Source organism: Frigoribacterium sp. CFBP 8754, assembly GCF_014841815.1.
Lineage (GTDB): Bacteria > Actinomycetota > Actinomycetes > Actinomycetales > Microbacteriaceae > Frigoribacterium > Frigoribacterium endophyticum.
The window spans coordinates 93,438-110,574 of the sequence record NZ_JACYUO010000002.1; the positions used below are offsets into that span (position 1 = coordinate 93,438).

Below are 17,137 nucleotides of genomic sequence, written 5' to 3' on the forward strand. Positions count from 1 at the left end.
GCCAGGCGGGCCCGTCACGTCGCCACGGTGACCTGATCGTGATCTGCCGGGGCCTGGCTACGCTGGCAGGATGAGGATCGTCTCGCGGGTGCGCCAGACGAAGCGCACTCCCCTGCTGCAGGTGGTGAAGACCAGCGTCGCCGTCGTCGTGGCCTGGTTCGCGTCGATCGCCCTGGTGCAGCAGCCCCTGCCGATCTTCGCCGCCATCGCGGCCCTGCTCGTCGTGCTGCCGAGCGTCAACCAGTCGTTCGTGCGCGGGCTGGAGCGCAGCGTGGGCGTGATCGCGGGCGTCGTGATCGCCTACGGCGCGGGCCAGCTGCTCGGCGACGGCAGCGGCGTGGTGCTCGGCATCGTCGTGGTCAGCCTGCTCGTCTCCTGGGCGCTCCGCCTGACCCCGAGCTCGGCGAACCAGGTGCCCATCTCGGCGATGCTCGTGCTCGCGATCGGGGCGCAGACCCCCGACTACGCGCTCGACCGCATCGTCGAGACGATCATCGGGGCCGTCGTGGCGCTCTCCGTCAACGCGCTCATCGTGCCGCCGGTGCTGCTCGCGCCGGCGCACCTGGCCGTGGGCCGCCTGGCGCGCGGCCTCGCCGGCGTGCTCGACGACCTCGCGGGCGTCCTCGAGGCGCCGACGGCTCCCGACCGCGTGACGGCGGTGCTCACCCGGGCCCGCGACCTGCGCGACCTGCAGGCGCGAGCGGTCGCGGCCGTCGCCGCCGGCGAGGAGAGCCTCATGCTCAACCCGCGGGCCAGCCGGCAGCGCACGGTGCTGCAGGCCGACGCCGCCCTGCTCGTGCGGCTCACCGTGCTCGTCAACCGCGTCGTCGGCATGACGCGGTCGGTGCGCGACAACTACGAGCCCGAGCTGGCCGACGACCCGGTGGTCGAGGAGATCTCGGTCGAGCTGCGACGCGCCGCCCACGACGTGCGCCTGCTCGCCCGCGACGTCGAGGGCGTCCGGGCGACGCCGGCGGCGGGCACGGCCCCCGCCGCACCCGGGGGCCCCGACGACGCGCCCGCCCTCACCGCCCCGGTGCAGGTGCTCCGCCCCGACCCCGTGCACTGGGTGCTGGTGGGGTCGCTGCTCGAGGACATCCGCCGGGTGCGCGAGGAGATCATCGGTGCCTGACACCGGCGGGCCCTCCCAGTACGCGCCCTTCGGTCTCGACGACGACCCCGCGGCGCTCGGGCTCGCCCGGCTGGTCGTCCCCACCCCCGACGGCGCGGTGCTCGTGCACCACCGGCGAGCAGACCCGGCCGACCCGGCCGACCCGGCCGACCCGGTGACGATCCTGCTGCACGGCGCGGCGGGCTCGTGGACGACCTGGACCCCGTACCTCCGTGCCGCCGCCGAGGCTGGCCGCCCCGTCACGGCCCCCGTGCTCGTCGACCTGCCGGGCTGGGGCGGGTCGCCCGCGCCGACGCCCGCCCTCGACGTCGACGCCGCCGCCCGGGTCGTCCTCGCGGTGGCGGACGCCGTCGGGGCCCAGCGGTTCGAGCTCGTCGGGCACTCCCTCGGCGCGCTCGTCGCCCTGCACGTCGCGGCGACGAGCCCTGCCAGGGTGACGCGCCTGGGCCTCGTCTCGCCGACGACCTTCTCGGCGCTCGAGGCCGCCGCACGCCCGTGGAGCGGGGTGCGGCGGCTGCCGGCCCTGGTGCTGCTGCGGGGCGTGTTCACGGTGCTGCCCCGCGCCTCCTCGGTGCTCCTCCGGGCCGCGGCCCGCGTCGGGCTGCTCACGGCGCTGGCGTCGCCGGTGTTCCGGCACGCCCGACGGGTGCCGCGGTCGGTGCGGGAGGCGTTCGTCGCGGAGGTGCGACCGGTCGCCTTCGTCGTCGCGACGCGGTCCGCTCCGGGGTACGACACGGGCGCCTGGTCGGCCTACCGCGGGCCGGCCTCGGCTGTGGCGGGCGCCGACGACGCCTTCGCGGAGCTCGACGACCTCGTGCGCCTGCGGGCGGTGCTGCCGCAGTGCCGCACGACGCTGCTGCCCGAGTGCGGGCACTTCGCACACGTCGAGTGGCCCACCGCGACGGTCGACGCGCTCGCCTGACCGCGGGGCGGACCGGACGGCGCCCGCCCCGGTGCCTCGGTCAGCCCGCGTCGTGCGCCGCGGCGTCGGGCCAGTGCTCGACCGCGGCGACCACCATGTCGATGCACTCGGGGTTCCCGAGCGGACGGAAGTGGCCGTCGACGGGGAACGTCACGTTCGTCGCCCCGGGCAGGACGCTGCCCTCGGTCACGTGCGCGTCGAAGCCGGACGCCATCGAGGTGATGCGCGAGTTGGCCTCGAGCTGGTCGGCCAGGCGCAGCAGGTCGGCGTCGCGGGGCGAGAAGGCCTTGAGCGTCCGGTTCGGCAGGTACAGCGACCAGCGCGTGCCCGAGAAGGGGCTGTTCACGGTCACCATGCGCGCGAGGCGGCCGTCGCGGTCGGTGGAGACCATCATCGTCTTGCCGATCAGGCCGCCCTTGCTGTGCGCGAGCACGACCACGTCGCGCAGGTCGTGCGCGTCGACGATGCGCTGGGCGACGGTCGCCGTGGCGGCGATGGGGCGCCGGTTGTGGCCCATCCCCGGCACGACGACGATCGGGTGCCCGAGCTCGTGGAGGCGCTCGGCGATCGGGCGGAGGAAGCGCCAGGTCTCGTAGACGCCCGGCAGGAGAAGCACGGGGGCGCGGTCGCCGCGGCGCCAGTCGGCCGGGACGCGGCGGGCGGACCGGGGCACGAGGTGCACGCGGACGACGTAGGGGTAGTCGAACAGCAGCGTGCGGACGAAGCGTCGGAGGCCGACCCGGCGGTGCCCCTCGCCGCGGGTGGGAGTGGAGCTCATGGGGTCGACGGTAGGCGCAGGGAGTCGCCCCCGCCCGGCGTGCCGCCCCCTAGGCCACGCGGGAGGACAGGCCCTGGTCGCCCGCCGCCCCGGAGGCGCCGACCAGCGGCCAGCCCTCGGGCCAGGCCACGCACTCCACGGCCTCGATCGAGACGCGGAGCGCGTGCTCCCACTTGGTGCAGATGCCGGCCCACGGCGGCGGGAAGGCGAGCGCGTCGTGCAGGAGCGACAGGGCGGCCTCGCCCCAGCCGGCCCGCGCCGCCGCGTTGGCCGCGTCGGGCAGGGCGCCGACGACGTAGCGGACGACGAGCACGCGGTGCTCCCACGTCATCTCGTCGATCGCGTCGAACGCGCCCCAGGCGCTGTCGATCTCGCGTCGCAGGCGAGTGATCTCGTCGGAGTCGAACCCCGGTGTGCCACTGATCATGCTGAGCCCCCCTCAGAGCAGATCGTCCGCCCCTCGGGGCGGCCGAGCGACGTCGCGGTCGCTCCCCGGAACATACCACCCAGACGGTACCCACCGGTATCCAGACGCGCCTCCGCGCACGCCCGGTCTGTCCCCCGCTGCCTGGACCCGGGCCGAGGGCGACGGTCTACCGTGCACGACGCACCCACCGGTGCGACGACTCCGCACTGACCCACGACGAACGGGAGAACCATGTTCCAGGGATCCGACACTCTCCGCGAGAACCTCCAGAAGGTCCTCGTCGACCTCATCGAGCTGCACATCCAGGGCAAGCAGGCCCACTGGAACCTCCTCGGCTCGAACTTCCGCGACCTCCACCTGCAGCTCGACGAGATCGTCGACGCGGCCCGCGAGTTCTCCGACGAGGTCGCCGAGCGCATGCGCGCCGTCTACCTCATCCCGGACGGCCGCTCGAACGTCGTCTCCGGCGGCACGAGCCTCCCGCAGTTCCCCGAGGGGCCGGTCGAGACGACCGCCGTCGTCGACCTGATCGTCGACCGCATGTACGCCGCGACCGACACCATCCGCACCGTGCACGACGACATCGACGACGAGGACCCGACGACGGCCGACGTGCTGCACGGCATCCTCGAGCGCCTCGAGCAGCTGGCCTGGATGACCGGCGCCGAGAACCGCCACCCGCAGCGCGACGCCGCCGACGCCGGCACCCGCCAGCGCGACGAGGAGGCGGCCGAGGAGGGCCTCGACCGCGTCGGCGCCATCGCCAACTAGCACCGCCTCCGCCCGTGGCACCACGGGCGCACACCGACTGGGCACCGCCCCGGAGATCCCCTACGCGACCTCCGGTGCGGTGCCCTCGCCACGACCAGGAGACGACCTTGACCGACACCACCACCCCCGACGGCGACGTCACCGCAGCCGCTCCCGTCACCGAGGCCTTCGACCACGTCGTCGTCGGCGGCGGCATGACCGCTGACGCCGCCGCGACGGCGATCCACGAGGCCGACCCCGAGGCGACCGTCCTCGTGGTCAGCGACGACGTCGACGAGCCCTACACCCGCCCCGCGTTGTCGAAGAAGCTCTGGATCGACCCCGACTACACCGAGGCCGACAACGACCTGGGCACCCGCGAGGCCTCGGGGGCCGAGATCCGCCTCCGTACCTCGGTGACCGCCGTCGACCGCGAGCACCGCACCGTGACGACCAGCGACGGGCGGACGGTGTCGTGGGGGCGCCTCCTCCTGGCCACGGGCGGCTCGCCGACGCGTCTGGACCTGCCCGAGGACGACCGCGTGGTCCACTTCCGCACGGCCGCCGACTACCGCCGCCTGCGGGCGCTCTCCGGCGACGGTCGCCGGGTCGTCGTCGTCGGCGGCGGCTACATCGGCACCGAGCTCGCCGCGGCGCTCGTGCAGAACGACACGCGCGTGACCCTCGTCACGCCGGACGACGTGCTCGGCGGCTCGGTGTTCCCCGCCGCCGTCGCCGCGCGCTTCCAGGCCGCCTTCGAGGAGGCGGGCGTCACCCTGGTGACCGGGCGTCGCGTCGAGGGCGGCACGGCCTCCGAGGCCGGGCTCGTGGTCAGGCTCGACGACGGCTCGACGCTCGACGCGGACGCCGTCGCGGTGGGCCTCGGCATCACGCCGTCCACGGAGCTGGCCGAGGCCGCGGGCCTGGAGGTCGAGGACGGCGTCGTCGTCGACGCCTCGCTGCGCACCTCCGACCCGGACGTCTTCGCCGCCGGTGACGTCGCCTCCTACCCCGACCGCATCCTGGGCCGCCGCCGCGTCGAGCACGTCGACAACGCCAAGGAGCAGGGCGCGCTCGTCGGCCGCGTCATGGCGGGCTCGGCCGAGGAGTACCACCACACGCCGTACTACTACTCGAAGGTCCTCGACATCTCGTACGAGGCCGTCGGCACGCTCGACGCGTCGCTCGAGACCGTCGTCGACGACGAGGGCGACGGGTCGACCGTCGTGTACTACCTCACGGACGGCGCGGTGGCCGGCGTGCTGCTCTGGAACGTCGAGGACGCCCGCGACGCCGCCCGGGCCGTGCTCGCCGAGGGCACGGCCGTCGACCGGGACGGGCTCGTGGGCCGGATCTGACCCGGATCGGCCTCAGCCGCGCGGGCCGAAGAGGAACGGCGCCCGCCCGGCCCGGTCGAGGTCGAGGGCGAACACCCCGCCGCTCAGGGGGTGCTCGGCGAGCTGCGCCTCGTCGAGCCCCTCGCGGGCGGAGAGCACGAAGAGGGTCCGCAGGTCGGTGCCCCCGAAGCCGATGCCCGTGAGCAGCGGCACGGGGAACTCGACGTGCTCGAGCACCTCCCCGTCGCGGTCGAGGTGGACGACGACGCTCTCGCCGTGCACGGCGCCCCAGAACTCGCCCCGCTCGTCGCGGGCGAGCCCGTCGTGCGAGCCGCCCGTCGAGAACGGCTCCAGCTCGCCGAGGGCGCCCTCGGCGCCCCACGAGGCCCGGTAGATGGTCTCGCGGTCGGTGTCGGTGAGGAAGATCTCGGAGCCGTCGTCGTTCCACTCGAAGCCGTTGGTGGTCGTGAAGTCGTCGCGCAGCGTCGTGACGCCGCCGTCGGGGCCGACGCGCCAGAGGCCCGCGACGGGCTCGCCGTCCGGGTCCATGGCGCCGACCACGAAGGCGCCGAACGGGTCGCACTTGCCCTCGTTGAGCCGCATGCCCTCCTTGGCGAGCTCGATCGTCGCGAGCACCTGGAGGGAGCCGCCGTCGTCGTCGGTGAGGACGACCTGGTCCTCGAGGGCCGCGACGAGCCCGCCGCCGCGTCGTCGCTGGAAGCTCGGGAGGGGCGGGTCGACCGGCAGGGAGCGGTCTCGCAGGCCGTCGGCGGAGGTGCGGTGCAGCAGCCCGGGGGTGATGTCGGTCCAGACGAGCTCCTGCGCGTCGACGTCCCACACGGGGCTCTCGCCGAGCGTCGCCCGGGCGTCGAGGAAGAGTCGGGGGCGGGGCGTGGCGCTGTCGGTCATCCCTCCCGTGTACGCGCCCGACCTGGCCACCCGCTCCTCCCCAGGGGTACGCGAGGGCCCCCAGCACACAGCCTCCTGCGAGCGCCGAGCGCGAGGAGGCGCGGGAGAGCACCGTAGGAGGAGTGACCGACACCCTCGAGAGCGTCCACGAGACGACTGACTCCTTCCGCGACGAGCCCGACGCCTGGCAGGCGCCCGACCCCCGGGAGGACGGCTACGTCGCCCTGCGCTCCTACGGCGCGATCGGCGACGGCCGCACCGTCGCCCTCGTCGCCCGCGACGGGCAGATCGACTGGCTGCCGATGCCGTCCCTCTTCACCGACCCCGTCTTCAGCGGCATCGTCGACTCCCGCACCGGCGGCCGCGTCGAGCTGCGCCCGGTCGACGACGACTTCACCGTGCAGCGGGCCTACGTGCCCGGCACCAACGTGCTGCGCACGCGCTTCCGCACCTCCACGGGCATCGTCGAGGTGACCGACGCCCTCATCACCGGCGTGGCCGGCCGGCTGCCCTGGAGCGAGCTGGCCCGCCGCGTCGACGGCCTGCGGGGCCGCGTCGAGATGCGCTGGGCCGTCGTGCCGGGCAACTCGTTCGGCACGCACCCGATCCGGCGCGTCGACACCCCGCACGGGCCGGTGCTGCGCGCCGCCGACATCAACCTGGCCCTCGTGGGCTTCGAGCACGGCCGCACCGACCCGACCGAGCCCGGCCACGGCGACGAGGCCGACGGCCCGCTCGAGTTCCGCGGGTCGTTCACCACGTCGCCCGGCTCGCGCTCGCTGCTCTGCCTCTGCGGCGTCGACGACGAGCCCCTGCACCTGCCCGACCCGCGGGTGGTCGACCAGGGCGTCGACCGCACGATCGAGAACTGGGAGACCTGGTCGACCGAGTTCAGCTGGGACGGCCCCTGGGCGAAGGCGGTGCACCGCAGCGCACTCGCCCTCAAGCTGCTGATCTTCAGCCCCACCGGCGCGATCGCCGCGGCGGCGACGACGGCCCTGCCCGAGAACTTCACCGGCGACAAGAACTGGGACTACCGCTTCGCGTGGGTGCGCGACCTCGCCTACACGGTGAACGCGCTGCTGCGCTTCGGCCTCCGCGAAGAGACGCACGGCGCCGTGTCGTGGATGCTCAAGGCGCTCAAGGCGAACGGGCGCGAGATGCACATCTTCCTGCGCCTCGACGGCTCGGTGCCCGACGGCACCCACGAGACCGGCTCCGAGGGCTGGCGCGGCATCGGCCCGGTCTACAAGGGCAACCCCGCCGGCGAGCAGCTGCAGCTCGGCGTCTTCGCCGACATCCTCGCCGTGATGAGCCAGTACGCGGAGGGCGGCAACATCCTCGACGAGTCGACCGCCGACCTGCTGGCCGGCTTCGCCGACGACGCGTGCCGTCGCTGGCAGGAGAAGGACAGCGGCATGTGGGAGCTGCCGGAGGAGCAGCACTACGTGAGCAGCAAGATGGGCTGCTGGCAGGCCATCACCTCGGCCCTCGAGCTCGCGGAGCAGGGGCAGATGCACCCCGACCCCGACGACCTCGAACACTGGAAGGCGAACCGCGACCTCATCGTCGAGTGGATCGACGAGCACGGCTGGTCGGAGGAGCGCGGCGCGTACCTGATGTACCCGGGCAGCGACGCGATCGACGCCTCGGTGCTGCTGCACGCGCCGAGCGGCTTCGACCGCGGCGAGCGCATGTCGCGCACCATCGACGCCCTGCGCGACGAGCTCGGCGCCGGCCCGCTGCTCTTCCGCTACAGCGACGTCGCGGAGGAGGAGGGCACGTTCGTGGCCTGCGCCTTCTGGCTCGCGGGCGCCCTCGCCTGCGTCGGCCGCGTCGACGAGGCCGTCGAGCTCATGGACCAGCTCGTCGAGCAGTCGAACGACCTGGGGCTCTTCACCGAGATGATCAGCGCCGACGACGGGCAGTTCCTCGGCAACATGCCGCAGGGCCTGAGCCACCTCGCCCTGGTCAACGCCGCGATCACCATCGACGAGATGCGCCGTGCGCGCGGCGAGGACGTCGACGACGCCTCGGACGACCGGGCCGACGAGGCCAGCCGCGAGCAGTAGCGGCACCGACACCGGCAGCACCGCCACCAGCAGCACCGACCCCCCGCCAGGAGGAGAACCGATGAGCGACCACAGCGCGTCCCCCGCCGCCCCCGCGAGCCCCGCCACGCCCGACGAGCTCGAGCTCGTCGATGCGTGGTGGCGGGCGGCCAACTACCTCACGGTGGGCCAGATCTACCTCCGCGAGAACGCGCTGCTGACGCGCCCGATCGCGCGCGACGACATCAAGCCGCGCCTGCTCGGGCACTGGGGCACCTCCCCCGCGTTGAGCCTCGTCTACGCGCACCTCAACCGGGTCATCCGCCGCGACGACCGCGACCTGCTCTACGTCTGCGGCCCCGGTCACGGCGGGCCCGCGATGGTCGCCAACACCTGGCTCGAGGGCACCTACAGCGAGCTCTTCCCGGACGTCAGCCTCGACGAGACCGGCATGCAGCGGCTCTTCCGGCAGTTCAGCTCCCCCGGCGGCATCCCCTCCCACGCCGCGCCGGAGACGCCAGGCTCGATCAACGAGGGCGGCGAGCTCGGCTACTCGCTGAGCCACGCCTACGGCGCCGTGCTCGACGACCCCGACCTCGTCGCCGTGTGCGTGATCGGCGACGGCGAGGCCGAGACGGGCCCGCTGGCGACCAGCTGGCACGCGAACAAGCTGCTCGACGCCGTCCACGACGGCGCCGTGCTGCCGATCCTCAACCTCAACGGCTACAAGATCGCCAACCCGACGATCCTCGCGCGCATCCCCGAGGGCGAGCTGCTCGAGCTGTTCCGCGGCTACGGCTACCAGCCGATCGTCGTCTCGGGCGGTTTCGACGGCGAGGACCCGATGGTGGTGCACCGCCAGATGGCGGCGGCGCTCGACGAGTCCTTCCGGCGCATCGACGAGATCCAGCGGGAGGCGCGCTCCGGCGACGGCGTCGAGCGCCCGCGCTGGCCCATGATCGTCCTGCGCAGCCCCAAGGGCTGGACGGGCCCGAGGGAGGTCGACGGGAAGAAGGTCGAGGGCACCTGGCGTGCCCACCAGGTGCCGCTGAGCGGGGTCCGCGAGAACGACGAGCACCGGGAGCAGCTCGACGCCTGGATGCGCTCGTACGGCGCGGAGGGGCTCTTCGACGAGTCGGGGGCGCCGGCCGCGTTCCTCGACGCGCTGCGCCCCCGGGGCGAGAAGCGGATGAGCGCGATCCCGGTCTCGAACGGCGGCCTCGTGCGCCGTGACCTGTCGCTCACCGACCACCGCGCGCACGCCGTCGAGACGAGCGACGACCGCCGCACCACCGCCGAGGCGACCCGCGTGCTCGGCCGCTGGCTTGCCGACGTCGTCCGTGACAACCCCGAGACCTTCCGGCTCTTCGGGCCCGACGAGACGGTGTCCAACCGCCTCGACCCGGTGTTCGACGTCACCGACCGGGTCTGGGCCGCCGACATCGAGGCGGACGACGAGCACGTCGCGCGGAGCGGCCGTGTGATGGAGGTGCTCAGCGAGCACCTCCTGCACGGCCTGATGGAGGGCTACCTGCTCACGGGGCGCCACGGCCTGCTCAACACCTACGAGGCCTTCGTGCACATCGTCGACTCGATGTTCAACCAGCACGCCAAGTGGCTCGAGAGCGCCGCCGAGATCGAGTGGCGCGCCCCGATCTCGGGCTTCACCTACCTGCTCTCGTCGCACGTCTGGCGACAGGACCACAACGGCTTCTCGCACCAGGACCCGGGCTTCCTCGACGTGGTCGTCAACAAGCAGGCGCACCTCGTGCGGATCTACCTCGCGCCCGACGCGAACACGCTGCTGGCCGTGGCCGACCACGCCCTCCGCACCACCGACGTCGTGAACGTCATCGTGGCGGGCAAGCAGGAGGCGCCCGCGTGGCTCTCCCTGGAGGAGGCGGAGGCGCACGTCGCCGCCGGGGCCGGCATCTGGGAGTGGGCGGGCACGGAGGGCACGCCGGTCGAGGGGGTCGACCCCGACGTCGTGCTCGCGTGCGCCGGCGACGTGCCCACGCTGGAGACCGTCGCCGCCGCCGACATCCTGAAGGAGCGACTCCCCCAGCTCGTCACACGGGTCGTGAACGTCGTCGACCTGATGCGCCTGCAGGACGTGCGGGAGCACTCGCACGGGCTCACGAGCGACGACTTCGACGCGCTGTTCACGACCTCGGCGCCGGTCGTCTTCGACTTCCACGGCTACCCGTCGCTCGTGCACCAGCTGACCTACCGGCGCACGAACCACGACTCGCTGCACGTGCGCGGGTTCCAGGAGAAGGGCACGACCACGACGCCCTTCGACATGGCGATGCTCAACGACATCGACAGGTTCCGGCTCGTGCTCGACGTGCTGCACCGCGTGCCCGGCCTCGCCGACGAGCACCCCGAGCTCGTCGCAGAGTTCGAGGCCAAGCGCGAGGAGGCGCGGGCCTACGCCTACGAGCACGGCGAGGACCTGCCCCAGGTCGTCGAGTGGGAGTTCGGCCGCTAGGGGCCGAAAGCGCCCGGGCCGCGGGTGCCCCGGCCTGGGCCCAGCTCAGAGCTGACGCACCAGTGCCGGGATCCGCTCGCGGAACGGGAAGAAGCCGCGGGCTGCGTGGGGCCAGGCGGTGCCGTCCCACCGGCGGCGGACCGTCACGAGGGCGATGCCCTCGGCGTCGAGCACGGGGCGCAGCGCCTCCAGTCGCTCAGCGACGGGCCCGACCGGGGCGAACGGCACGACGACCGTGTCGAGGCCCTCGGCCCTCGCCCAGCTCAGCACCGTCGCGGGCGCCGCGTCGGCGAGGGTCCGGGCCGGGCGCCCGCTCGCGTCCGGCGTGCGCGCCGCGGCGTCGGCCACGGCCCCGGCCGTGAAGGCGGCGACGACGGGTGAGACCCCCGAGGGGGACCGCGCACCGGCGTCGGCGCTCACGGCCGTGGCCAGGAGCGTGTGGACGAGGTCGGGCCGCTCGGCGAGCAGGCTGCCGGCCTCGAGGTCCTCCTCGTGCAGCAGCAGTCCGACCCGGTCGCCGACCCGCCCCACGACGTCGTCCGGGTCGACGGGGGTCCGGGCCGGCAGCGCCTCCTCGTCGAGGGCGTGAGCCGTCGTGGCCAGGCCGGCCGGCGAGAAGCGCCCGTCGGTGAACCGGGAGATGTTCGAGGCCGTCGCGAGGTACGTCTTGCCCCGCGTCTGCAGGCCGGCGACCCAGCGCCACGAGAGCGTGTTCGAGGCGGCGTCGCCGTCGAGCAGGTGCCGGTGGAAGAAGTCGGCGCCGAGCTGCCAGGGCAGGCCGAGCGTGAACACCCAGATGCTCGCGAACCACATGCGCGTGTGGTTGTGGAGGTAGCCGGTGTCGACCAGCTCGCGCACCCAGGCGTCCATCGCGTCGATGCCCGACCGCCCCTCGACGGCGTCGTGGTGGCCCGTGGGGAGGTCGCCCGCCGTGAGCTCGGCGACGTCGTGACGGTACCGCCGCCAGACCTCGGGGTTCTGCTCCAGCCACCCCTTCCAGTAGGTGCGCCAGAACACCTCCTGGACGAACTTCTCGGCGGCCCCGAGGCTGGTGTGGGCCAGGACGGCCTCCACGACCTCCTGCTCGGTCACGAGGCGGTGGCGCAGGTACGGCGACAGCCCCGAGACGTTGCTGCGGGAGGGCCCGTCGTCGTGGTTGCGGTCTCGGGCGTAGGCGGCGCCGGCGCGGGGGACGAAGTCCTCCAGCGCGTCGAGGCCGGCGGCTCTGGTGGGGGTGGGCACCGGCCCATCATGCGCCCCACGGGGTGGACGACGCCGGGGCGGCGGGACAGCGCGGCCGACGCGGCGTACGGTCACGGGCATGCCGAAGGACGAGACACCCCCGCAGCTGAAGAACCCGGACATGTACGAGGCCCTGCGCGAGGAGGGGAACTCGAAGGAGAAGTCGGCGCGCATCTCCAACGCCGCTGCTCAGGAGGGCAACAGCGAGGAGGAGATCGCGGCGAAGGGCGGGCGGTCGGGGTCGTACGACGACTGGACCGTCGACGACCTCCGCGGCCGCGCGAAGGAGCTGGGGCTCAGCGGGTACAGCGACCGGAAGAAGGACGAACTGATCGAGATGCTGCGCGACCACTGAGGTCGGGCTGACGGCCCCGCCGGGTCAGCTGGCCTTCTTCGTCGCCGCGGTCTTCTTCGCGGGCTCCTTCTTCGCCGGAGCCTTCTTCGCGGGCTCCTTCTTCGCGGAAGCCTTCTTCGCGGGCTCCTTCTTCGCGGGCGCCTTCTTCGCGGCCGCCTTCTCGGCCGGGGCCTTCCCGCTCGCCGACCTCGCGCCTCCGGTGCGCTTCTTCGCAGGGGCGCGTGACGACCCCGCCGACCGGCTGCGCTCGACCGACTGGCGCAGCGCCTCCATCAGGTCGATGACCTCGCCGTCCGACCCGCCGTCGCCCTCCTCGTCGTCGTCGCCGCTGCGGCCGAAGGTCGCGTCGGTGTCGAGCGACTCGCCCTCCTCGAGCTTGGCGTCGATGAGCTTGCGCAGCTCCTCCTGGTAGTCGTCCTCGAACTGCGACGGGTCGAAGTCGTCGCCGAGCGACTCGACGAGCGAGCCCGACATGTCGAGCTCCTTCGAGCTGATCCGCACCGTCTGGTCGAGCACCGGGAAGCGCGCCTCGCGCACCTCGTCGTCCCAGAGCAGCGTCTGCAGCATCAGCACGTCGCCGCGCACGCGCAGGGCGGCGAGGCGGGTCTTCTGGCGCAGCGAGAAGTGCACGAGCGCGGTGCGCTCGGTCTCCTCCAGCGTGCGCCGCAGCAGCACGTAGGCCTTGGGCGACGACGAGTCCGGCTCGAGGAAGTAGCTGCGGTCGAACATGATCGGGTCGAGCTGGTCGCTCGGCACGAACTCGAGCACGTCGATCTCGCGCGAGCGCTCCTCGGGCAGCGACTTCAGGTCGTCCTCCGTCAGCACGACCGTGCGGTCGCCGTCGTCGAAGGCCTTGTCGATGTGCTCGTAGTCGACGACCTTGCCGCAGATCTCGCAGCGTCGCTGGTAGCGGATCCGCCCGCCGTCGGCGTCGTGCACCTGGTGCAGCGAGACGTCGTGGTCCTCCGTGGCGCTGTAGAGCTTCACGGGCACGTTGACGAGCCCGAACGTGATCGCGCCCTTCCAGATCGATCGCATGGGGTCATCATGCCTCCGAACGCACCCCGAACGACCGGGTTCGGGGTACAACGGCCGAGCACGGGGAGGCGCGCGGGAGCACGGTGGACCGCATGAGCCAGTACGACAAGAAGAACCCCGTCGACCTCTACCCCGTCCCGCCCTTCCCCGAGCAGGAGCAGTCGCTGCCGGGCGAGGCGCGGCGGATGGACCCGAAGCCCGACCACGGCGAGACCAGCTACGTCGGCAAGGAGCGCCTCACCGGATACCGCGGCGTCGTCACCGGCGCCGACTCGGGCATCGGCCGCGCCGCCGCCATCGCGCTCAGCCGCGAGGGCGCCGACCTCGTGCTCAGCTACCTGCCCGACGAGCAGGCCGACGCCGAGGAGGTGCGCGACCTGCTCGAGGGCGAGGGCCGGAAGGCCGTGCTCTTCCCCGGCGACATCAGCGACGAGCAGTACTGCCACGACCTCGTGTCGAAGGCCGTCGAGCAGCTCGGCGGCCTCGACACGCTCGTGATGGTGGCCGGCCACCAGGAGAGCCACGAGGACATCCTCGAGATGACGACCGAGGGCATCGACCAGACGATCAAGACCAACGTCTACTCGCTCTTCTGGCTGACGCAGGCGGCGCTGCCGCACCTCGAGCCCGGCTCGGCGATCGTCACCACCGGCTCGATCCAGGGCACGCAGCCCTCCCCCGACAAGCTCGACTACGCCCTGACGAAGGGCGCCATCGGCGTGTTCACGGCGGGCCTCGCCCAGCAGCTCGCGCCGAAGGGCATCCGCGTCAACCAGGTCTCGCCCGGCCCGATCTGGACCCCGCTGCAGCCCGCCTCGCAGGACGCCGAGACCGTCTCCGAGTTCGGCACGCAGGCCCCCTACGGCCGCCCCGGCCAGCCCGCCGAGCTCGGTGCGGCGTACGTGCACCTCGTCAGCCCCGAGTCGAGCTACACCAGCGGCGCCACCATCACGATCGCGGGCGGCACCCCGGCCGTCTGACCGGCACCGCGCCTCCTGCCGGGCCGCCGTCCGCCCGTCGGACGGCGGGCCGCTCCGTGCCCGACGCGGCGCGGAGCGGGTAGAACGAGACCACCAGCCGCGGACGACACGAGGAGGCGCGCCATGGGCCCGAAGGGACGCGGCGAGCGCGTGCAGGTCGGCGGCCACACGCTGCAGCTCACCAACCTCGACAAGGTCCTGTACCCCGCCACGGGCACGACCAAGGGCGACGTGCTCGGCTACTACGCCGCCGTCGCCGAGTGGATGCTGCCGCACGTCGAGGGCCGCCCGGCCACCCGCAAACGCTGGGTGAACGGCGTAGACGGTCCGGTGTTCTTCGAGAAGAACCTGCCCGACTCGGCGCCGGAGTGGGTGGCGCGTCACGAGATCCAGCACAGCGACCACGCCAACACGTACCCGCTCGTCAACGACCTCGCGACGCTGACCTGGCTCGGCCAGGTCGCCGCCCTCGAGGTGCACGTGCCGCAGTGGCGGTTCGGCCCGCGCGGCGCACCGCGGAACCCCGACCGGCTCGTGCTCGACCTCGACCCGGGCGAGGGCGTCGGCCTCGCCGAGTGCGTCGGGGTCGCGCAGCTGATACGGCCGCTCCTCGAGGGCATGGGCCTCGAGCTCGTGCCGGTCACGAGCGGCAGCAAGGGCGTCCACCTCTACGCGCGGCTCGACGGCCGGCAGACGAGCGCCCAGGTCAGCGACGTCGCCCACGAGCTCGCCCGGGCCGTCGAGGCCGACCACCCCGACCTCGTGATCAGCACGATGGGCAAGGCCGACCGCCGCGGCAAGGTGCTGCTCGACTGGTCGCAGAACAACGGGAACAAGACCACCGTCGCGCCGTACTCGCTGCGCGGGCGCGAGCGGCCGACGGTCGCGACGCCGCGCACCTGGCGCGAGCTGGCGTCGAGGCAGCTGAGGCAGCTGGAGTACCCCGAGGTGCTGGCGCGCCTGCGGCGACGCGGTGACCCGTTGGCCGACGTGTCGAGCGGGACTCCTGTGCCGCCGGGTGAGCTCGGCGACGACATGCGCAACACCGAGTCGCCCGAGCACGATCCGTCGGGCGACGGCGAGACCCGCCAGCGCCACGACCGGCTCGCGACGTACCGCTCGATGCGCGACCCCGCGAAGACGCGCGAGCCCGTGCCCGCCGAGGCGCCGCCGACGAGCGACGGCCGCAGCTTCGTCATCCAGGAGCACCACGCGAGCCGCCTGCACTGGGACTTCCGCCTCGAGCACGACGGCGTGCTCGTCAGCTGGGCGCTGCCGAAGGGCGAGCCCGACGACCCCGGCCAGAACCACCTCGCCGTCCAGACCGAGGACCACCCGCTCGAGTACGGCACCTTCGAGGGCACGATCGCGAAGGGCGAGTACGGCGCGGGCGAGGTCACCATCTGGGACTCCGGCACGTACGAGCTCGAAAAGTGGCGGGAGGGCAAGGAGGTCATCGCGGTGCTGCACGGCGAGCAGCGCGGCAGCCGGCGGGTCGCCCTCATCCACACCGGGCACGGCGGCGGGTCGGCCGAGAAGAACTGGCTGATCCACCGCATGGCCGACGACACGGGAGGCGCGGGCGCCGACGGGCACGGCGGCCACGGCGGCCACGGCTCGACGGGGGCCGCCCGGGCGGCGAAGAAGGGCCGGACGGTGATCGGCTCGGGGGCCGGCAGCGGGTCCGCCCGCTCGACCCGCGACTCCTCGGGGTCGTCGCCCTCGTCGAGCAGCCGCGGCGACGCGGGCGACCTCGAGCCCGTCTCCCCCATGCTCGCCGTCGCCGGCACCGCGGCCGACGTCGACGACGACTGGGCCTACGAGATGAAGTGGGACGGCATCCGCGCGGTCGCCGTCGTCCAGGACGACCGCGTCACCCTGACGAGCCGCAACGGCAACGACCTCACGCCCGCCTACCCGGAGCTGCAGGCGCTCGCCGGCCTCGTCGACAGCGAGGGAGGCGCGGTGCTCGACGGCGAGGTCGTGGCCGTCGACGAGACCGGTCGCCCCGACTTCGGCCTGCTGCAGACGCGGATGGGCCTGACGAAGCCGCGGGAGGTCGAGGCCGCGGCGAAGGGCGCGCCCGTGCGCTACCTGCTCTTCGACGTGCTGCACGCCGAGGGCAGGTCGCTCGTGCGACGGACCTACGACGAGCGCCGCGAGGTGCTCGAGCGCGTGGTGCGGCCGGAGGGCGCGGTCGACGTGCCGGTCGTCTTCGACGGCGACCTGGAGGCGGCGATGCGGACGTCGCAGCGCCTCCGGCTGGAGGGGGTCGTGGCGAAGCGCCGCGACGCGGCCTACAGCCCCGGCCGGCGCTCGCGGGCCTGGATCAAGATGAAGCACCACGCTACCCAGGAGGTGGTGATCGCCGGGTGGCGGCCCGGCAACGGTCGCCGCGCCTCCGGGGTGGGCTCGCTGCTGATGGGCGTGCCGGGCGACGACGGGCTGACGTACGTCGGGCGCGTCGGCACCGGGTTCCGCGACCGCGACCTCGACGAGCTGCTCACCGAGTTCCGCCGCGTCGAGAGGAAGACCAGCCCGCTCGTCGGCGTGCCGGCGACCGACGCCCGCGACGCGCACTGGATCACGCCGTCGCGCGTCGGCGAGGTGTCGTTCGCGGAGTGGACGTCGACCGGGCGGCTGCGGCAGCCGTCGTGGCGCGGCTGGCGACCCGACAAGTCGCCGGACGACGTGGTGCGTGAGAGCTGAGCCGCGCCTCCCCGCC

Annotated in this window: 14 protein-coding genes; 9 read left to right on the forward strand and 5 right to left on the reverse strand. The window is 73.5% G+C overall.

Annotated features, from left to right (window positions below; all coding sequences use genetic code 11):
• The first annotated feature begins 70 nt into the window (after positions 1 to 70).
• Both IFT72_RS06910 and IFT72_RS06915 read left to right on the forward strand, forming a co-directional pair.
• Positions 71 to 1,132, forward strand: coding sequence for an aromatic acid exporter family protein (locus IFT72_RS06910; protein WP_192045981.1), 1,062 nt, complete (start codon positions 71 to 73; stop codon positions 1,130 to 1,132).
• Positions 1,125 to 2,054 (forward strand): alpha/beta fold hydrolase, encoded by a 930-nt coding sequence (locus IFT72_RS06915; protein ID WP_192045982.1) that lies wholly within the window; start codon positions 1,125 to 1,127, stop codon positions 2,052 to 2,054. Before IFT72_RS06910 ends, IFT72_RS06915 begins: the two co-directional genes overlap by 8 nt.
• A gap of 40 nt (positions 2,055 to 2,094) precedes the next feature.
• On the opposite strand, the gene IFT72_RS06920 is transcribed toward IFT72_RS06915, so the two are convergent.
• Together IFT72_RS06920 and IFT72_RS06925 are read right to left on the reverse strand one after the other, a co-directional pair.
• The gene (locus IFT72_RS06920; RefSeq protein WP_192045983.1) at positions 2,095 to 2,832 is read right to left on the reverse strand and encodes a triacylglycerol lipase; all 738 of its coding nucleotides are present in this window, start codon (positions 2,830 to 2,832) and stop codon (positions 2,095 to 2,097) included.
• 49 nt (positions 2,833 to 2,881) lie between these two features.
• A complete protein-coding gene (locus IFT72_RS06925) occupies positions 2,882 to 3,259 on the reverse strand; it encodes a hypothetical protein (RefSeq protein WP_192045984.1) in 378 nt (125 codons plus the stop codon).
• Positions 3,260 to 3,490: 231 nt separating this feature from the next.
• On the opposite strand from IFT72_RS06925, the gene IFT72_RS06930 reads away from it, so the two are divergent.
• A complete protein-coding gene (locus IFT72_RS06930) occupies positions 3,491 to 4,030 on the forward strand; it encodes a Dps family protein (RefSeq protein WP_082514502.1) in 540 nt (179 codons plus the stop codon).
• A 107-nt stretch (positions 4,031 to 4,137) separates the two neighbouring features.
• Positions 4,138 to 5,367 carry an NAD(P)/FAD-dependent oxidoreductase gene (locus IFT72_RS06935; protein WP_244634305.1) on the forward strand — a complete coding sequence of 410 codons (1,230 nt, stop codon included), beginning with the start codon at positions 4,138 to 4,140 and terminating at the stop codon, positions 5,365 to 5,367.
• Between the two features lie 12 nt (positions 5,368 to 5,379).
• Here IFT72_RS06935 and IFT72_RS06940 read toward each other — a convergent pair whose 3' ends face one another.
• Positions 5,380 to 6,255, reverse strand: a complete 876-nt coding sequence (locus IFT72_RS06940) for an SMP-30/gluconolactonase/LRE family protein (RefSeq protein ID WP_192045985.1) — start codon at positions 6,253 to 6,255, stop codon at positions 5,380 to 5,382.
• A gap of 122 nt (positions 6,256 to 6,377) precedes the next feature.
• On the opposite strand from IFT72_RS06940, the gene IFT72_RS06945 reads away from it, so the two are divergent.
• Together IFT72_RS06945 and IFT72_RS06950 are read left to right on the forward strand one after the other, a co-directional pair.
• Positions 6,378 to 8,327 (forward strand): glycoside hydrolase family 15 protein, encoded by a 1,950-nt coding sequence (locus tag IFT72_RS06945; RefSeq protein WP_192045986.1) that lies wholly within the window; start codon positions 6,378 to 6,380, stop codon positions 8,325 to 8,327.
• A 61-nt stretch (positions 8,328 to 8,388) separates the two neighbouring features.
• Entirely contained in the window at positions 8,389 to 10,797 is a 2,409-nt protein-coding gene (locus IFT72_RS06950) for a phosphoketolase (RefSeq protein ID WP_192045987.1), read from the forward strand.
• Between the two features lie 45 nt (positions 10,798 to 10,842).
• Here the strand turns inward: IFT72_RS06950 and IFT72_RS06955 are convergent, their stop codons facing one another.
• Positions 10,843 to 12,039 carry an FAD-binding domain-containing protein gene (locus IFT72_RS06955; RefSeq protein ID WP_371741208.1) on the reverse strand — a complete coding sequence of 399 codons (1,197 nt, stop codon included), beginning with the start codon at positions 12,037 to 12,039 and terminating at the stop codon, positions 10,843 to 10,845.
• Between the two features lie 79 nt (positions 12,040 to 12,118).
• Here IFT72_RS06955 and IFT72_RS06960 point away from each other — a divergent pair, with 79 nt between their 5' ends.
• Positions 12,119 to 12,394 carry a Rho termination factor N-terminal domain-containing protein gene (locus tag IFT72_RS06960; RefSeq protein ID WP_192045989.1) on the forward strand — a complete coding sequence of 92 codons (276 nt, stop codon included), beginning with the start codon at positions 12,119 to 12,121 and terminating at the stop codon, positions 12,392 to 12,394.
• A 24-nt stretch (positions 12,395 to 12,418) separates the two neighbouring features.
• On the opposite strand, the gene IFT72_RS06965 is transcribed toward IFT72_RS06960, so the two are convergent.
• Positions 12,419 to 13,432, reverse strand: a complete 1,014-nt coding sequence (locus IFT72_RS06965) for a Ku protein (protein WP_192045990.1) — start codon at positions 13,430 to 13,432, stop codon at positions 12,419 to 12,421.
• A gap of 92 nt (positions 13,433 to 13,524) precedes the next feature.
• Between IFT72_RS06965 and IFT72_RS06970 the strand changes: the two genes are divergently transcribed.
• The gene (locus IFT72_RS06970; protein WP_192045991.1) at positions 13,525 to 14,412 is read left to right on the forward strand and encodes an SDR family oxidoreductase; all 888 of its coding nucleotides are present in this window, start codon (positions 13,525 to 13,527) and stop codon (positions 14,410 to 14,412) included.
• A gap of 123 nt (positions 14,413 to 14,535) precedes the next feature.
• Entirely contained in the window at positions 14,536 to 17,121 is a 2,586-nt protein-coding gene (locus tag IFT72_RS06975) for an ATP-dependent DNA ligase (RefSeq protein WP_192045992.1), read from the forward strand.
• The last annotated feature ends 16 nt before the right edge of the window (positions 17,122 to 17,137 follow it).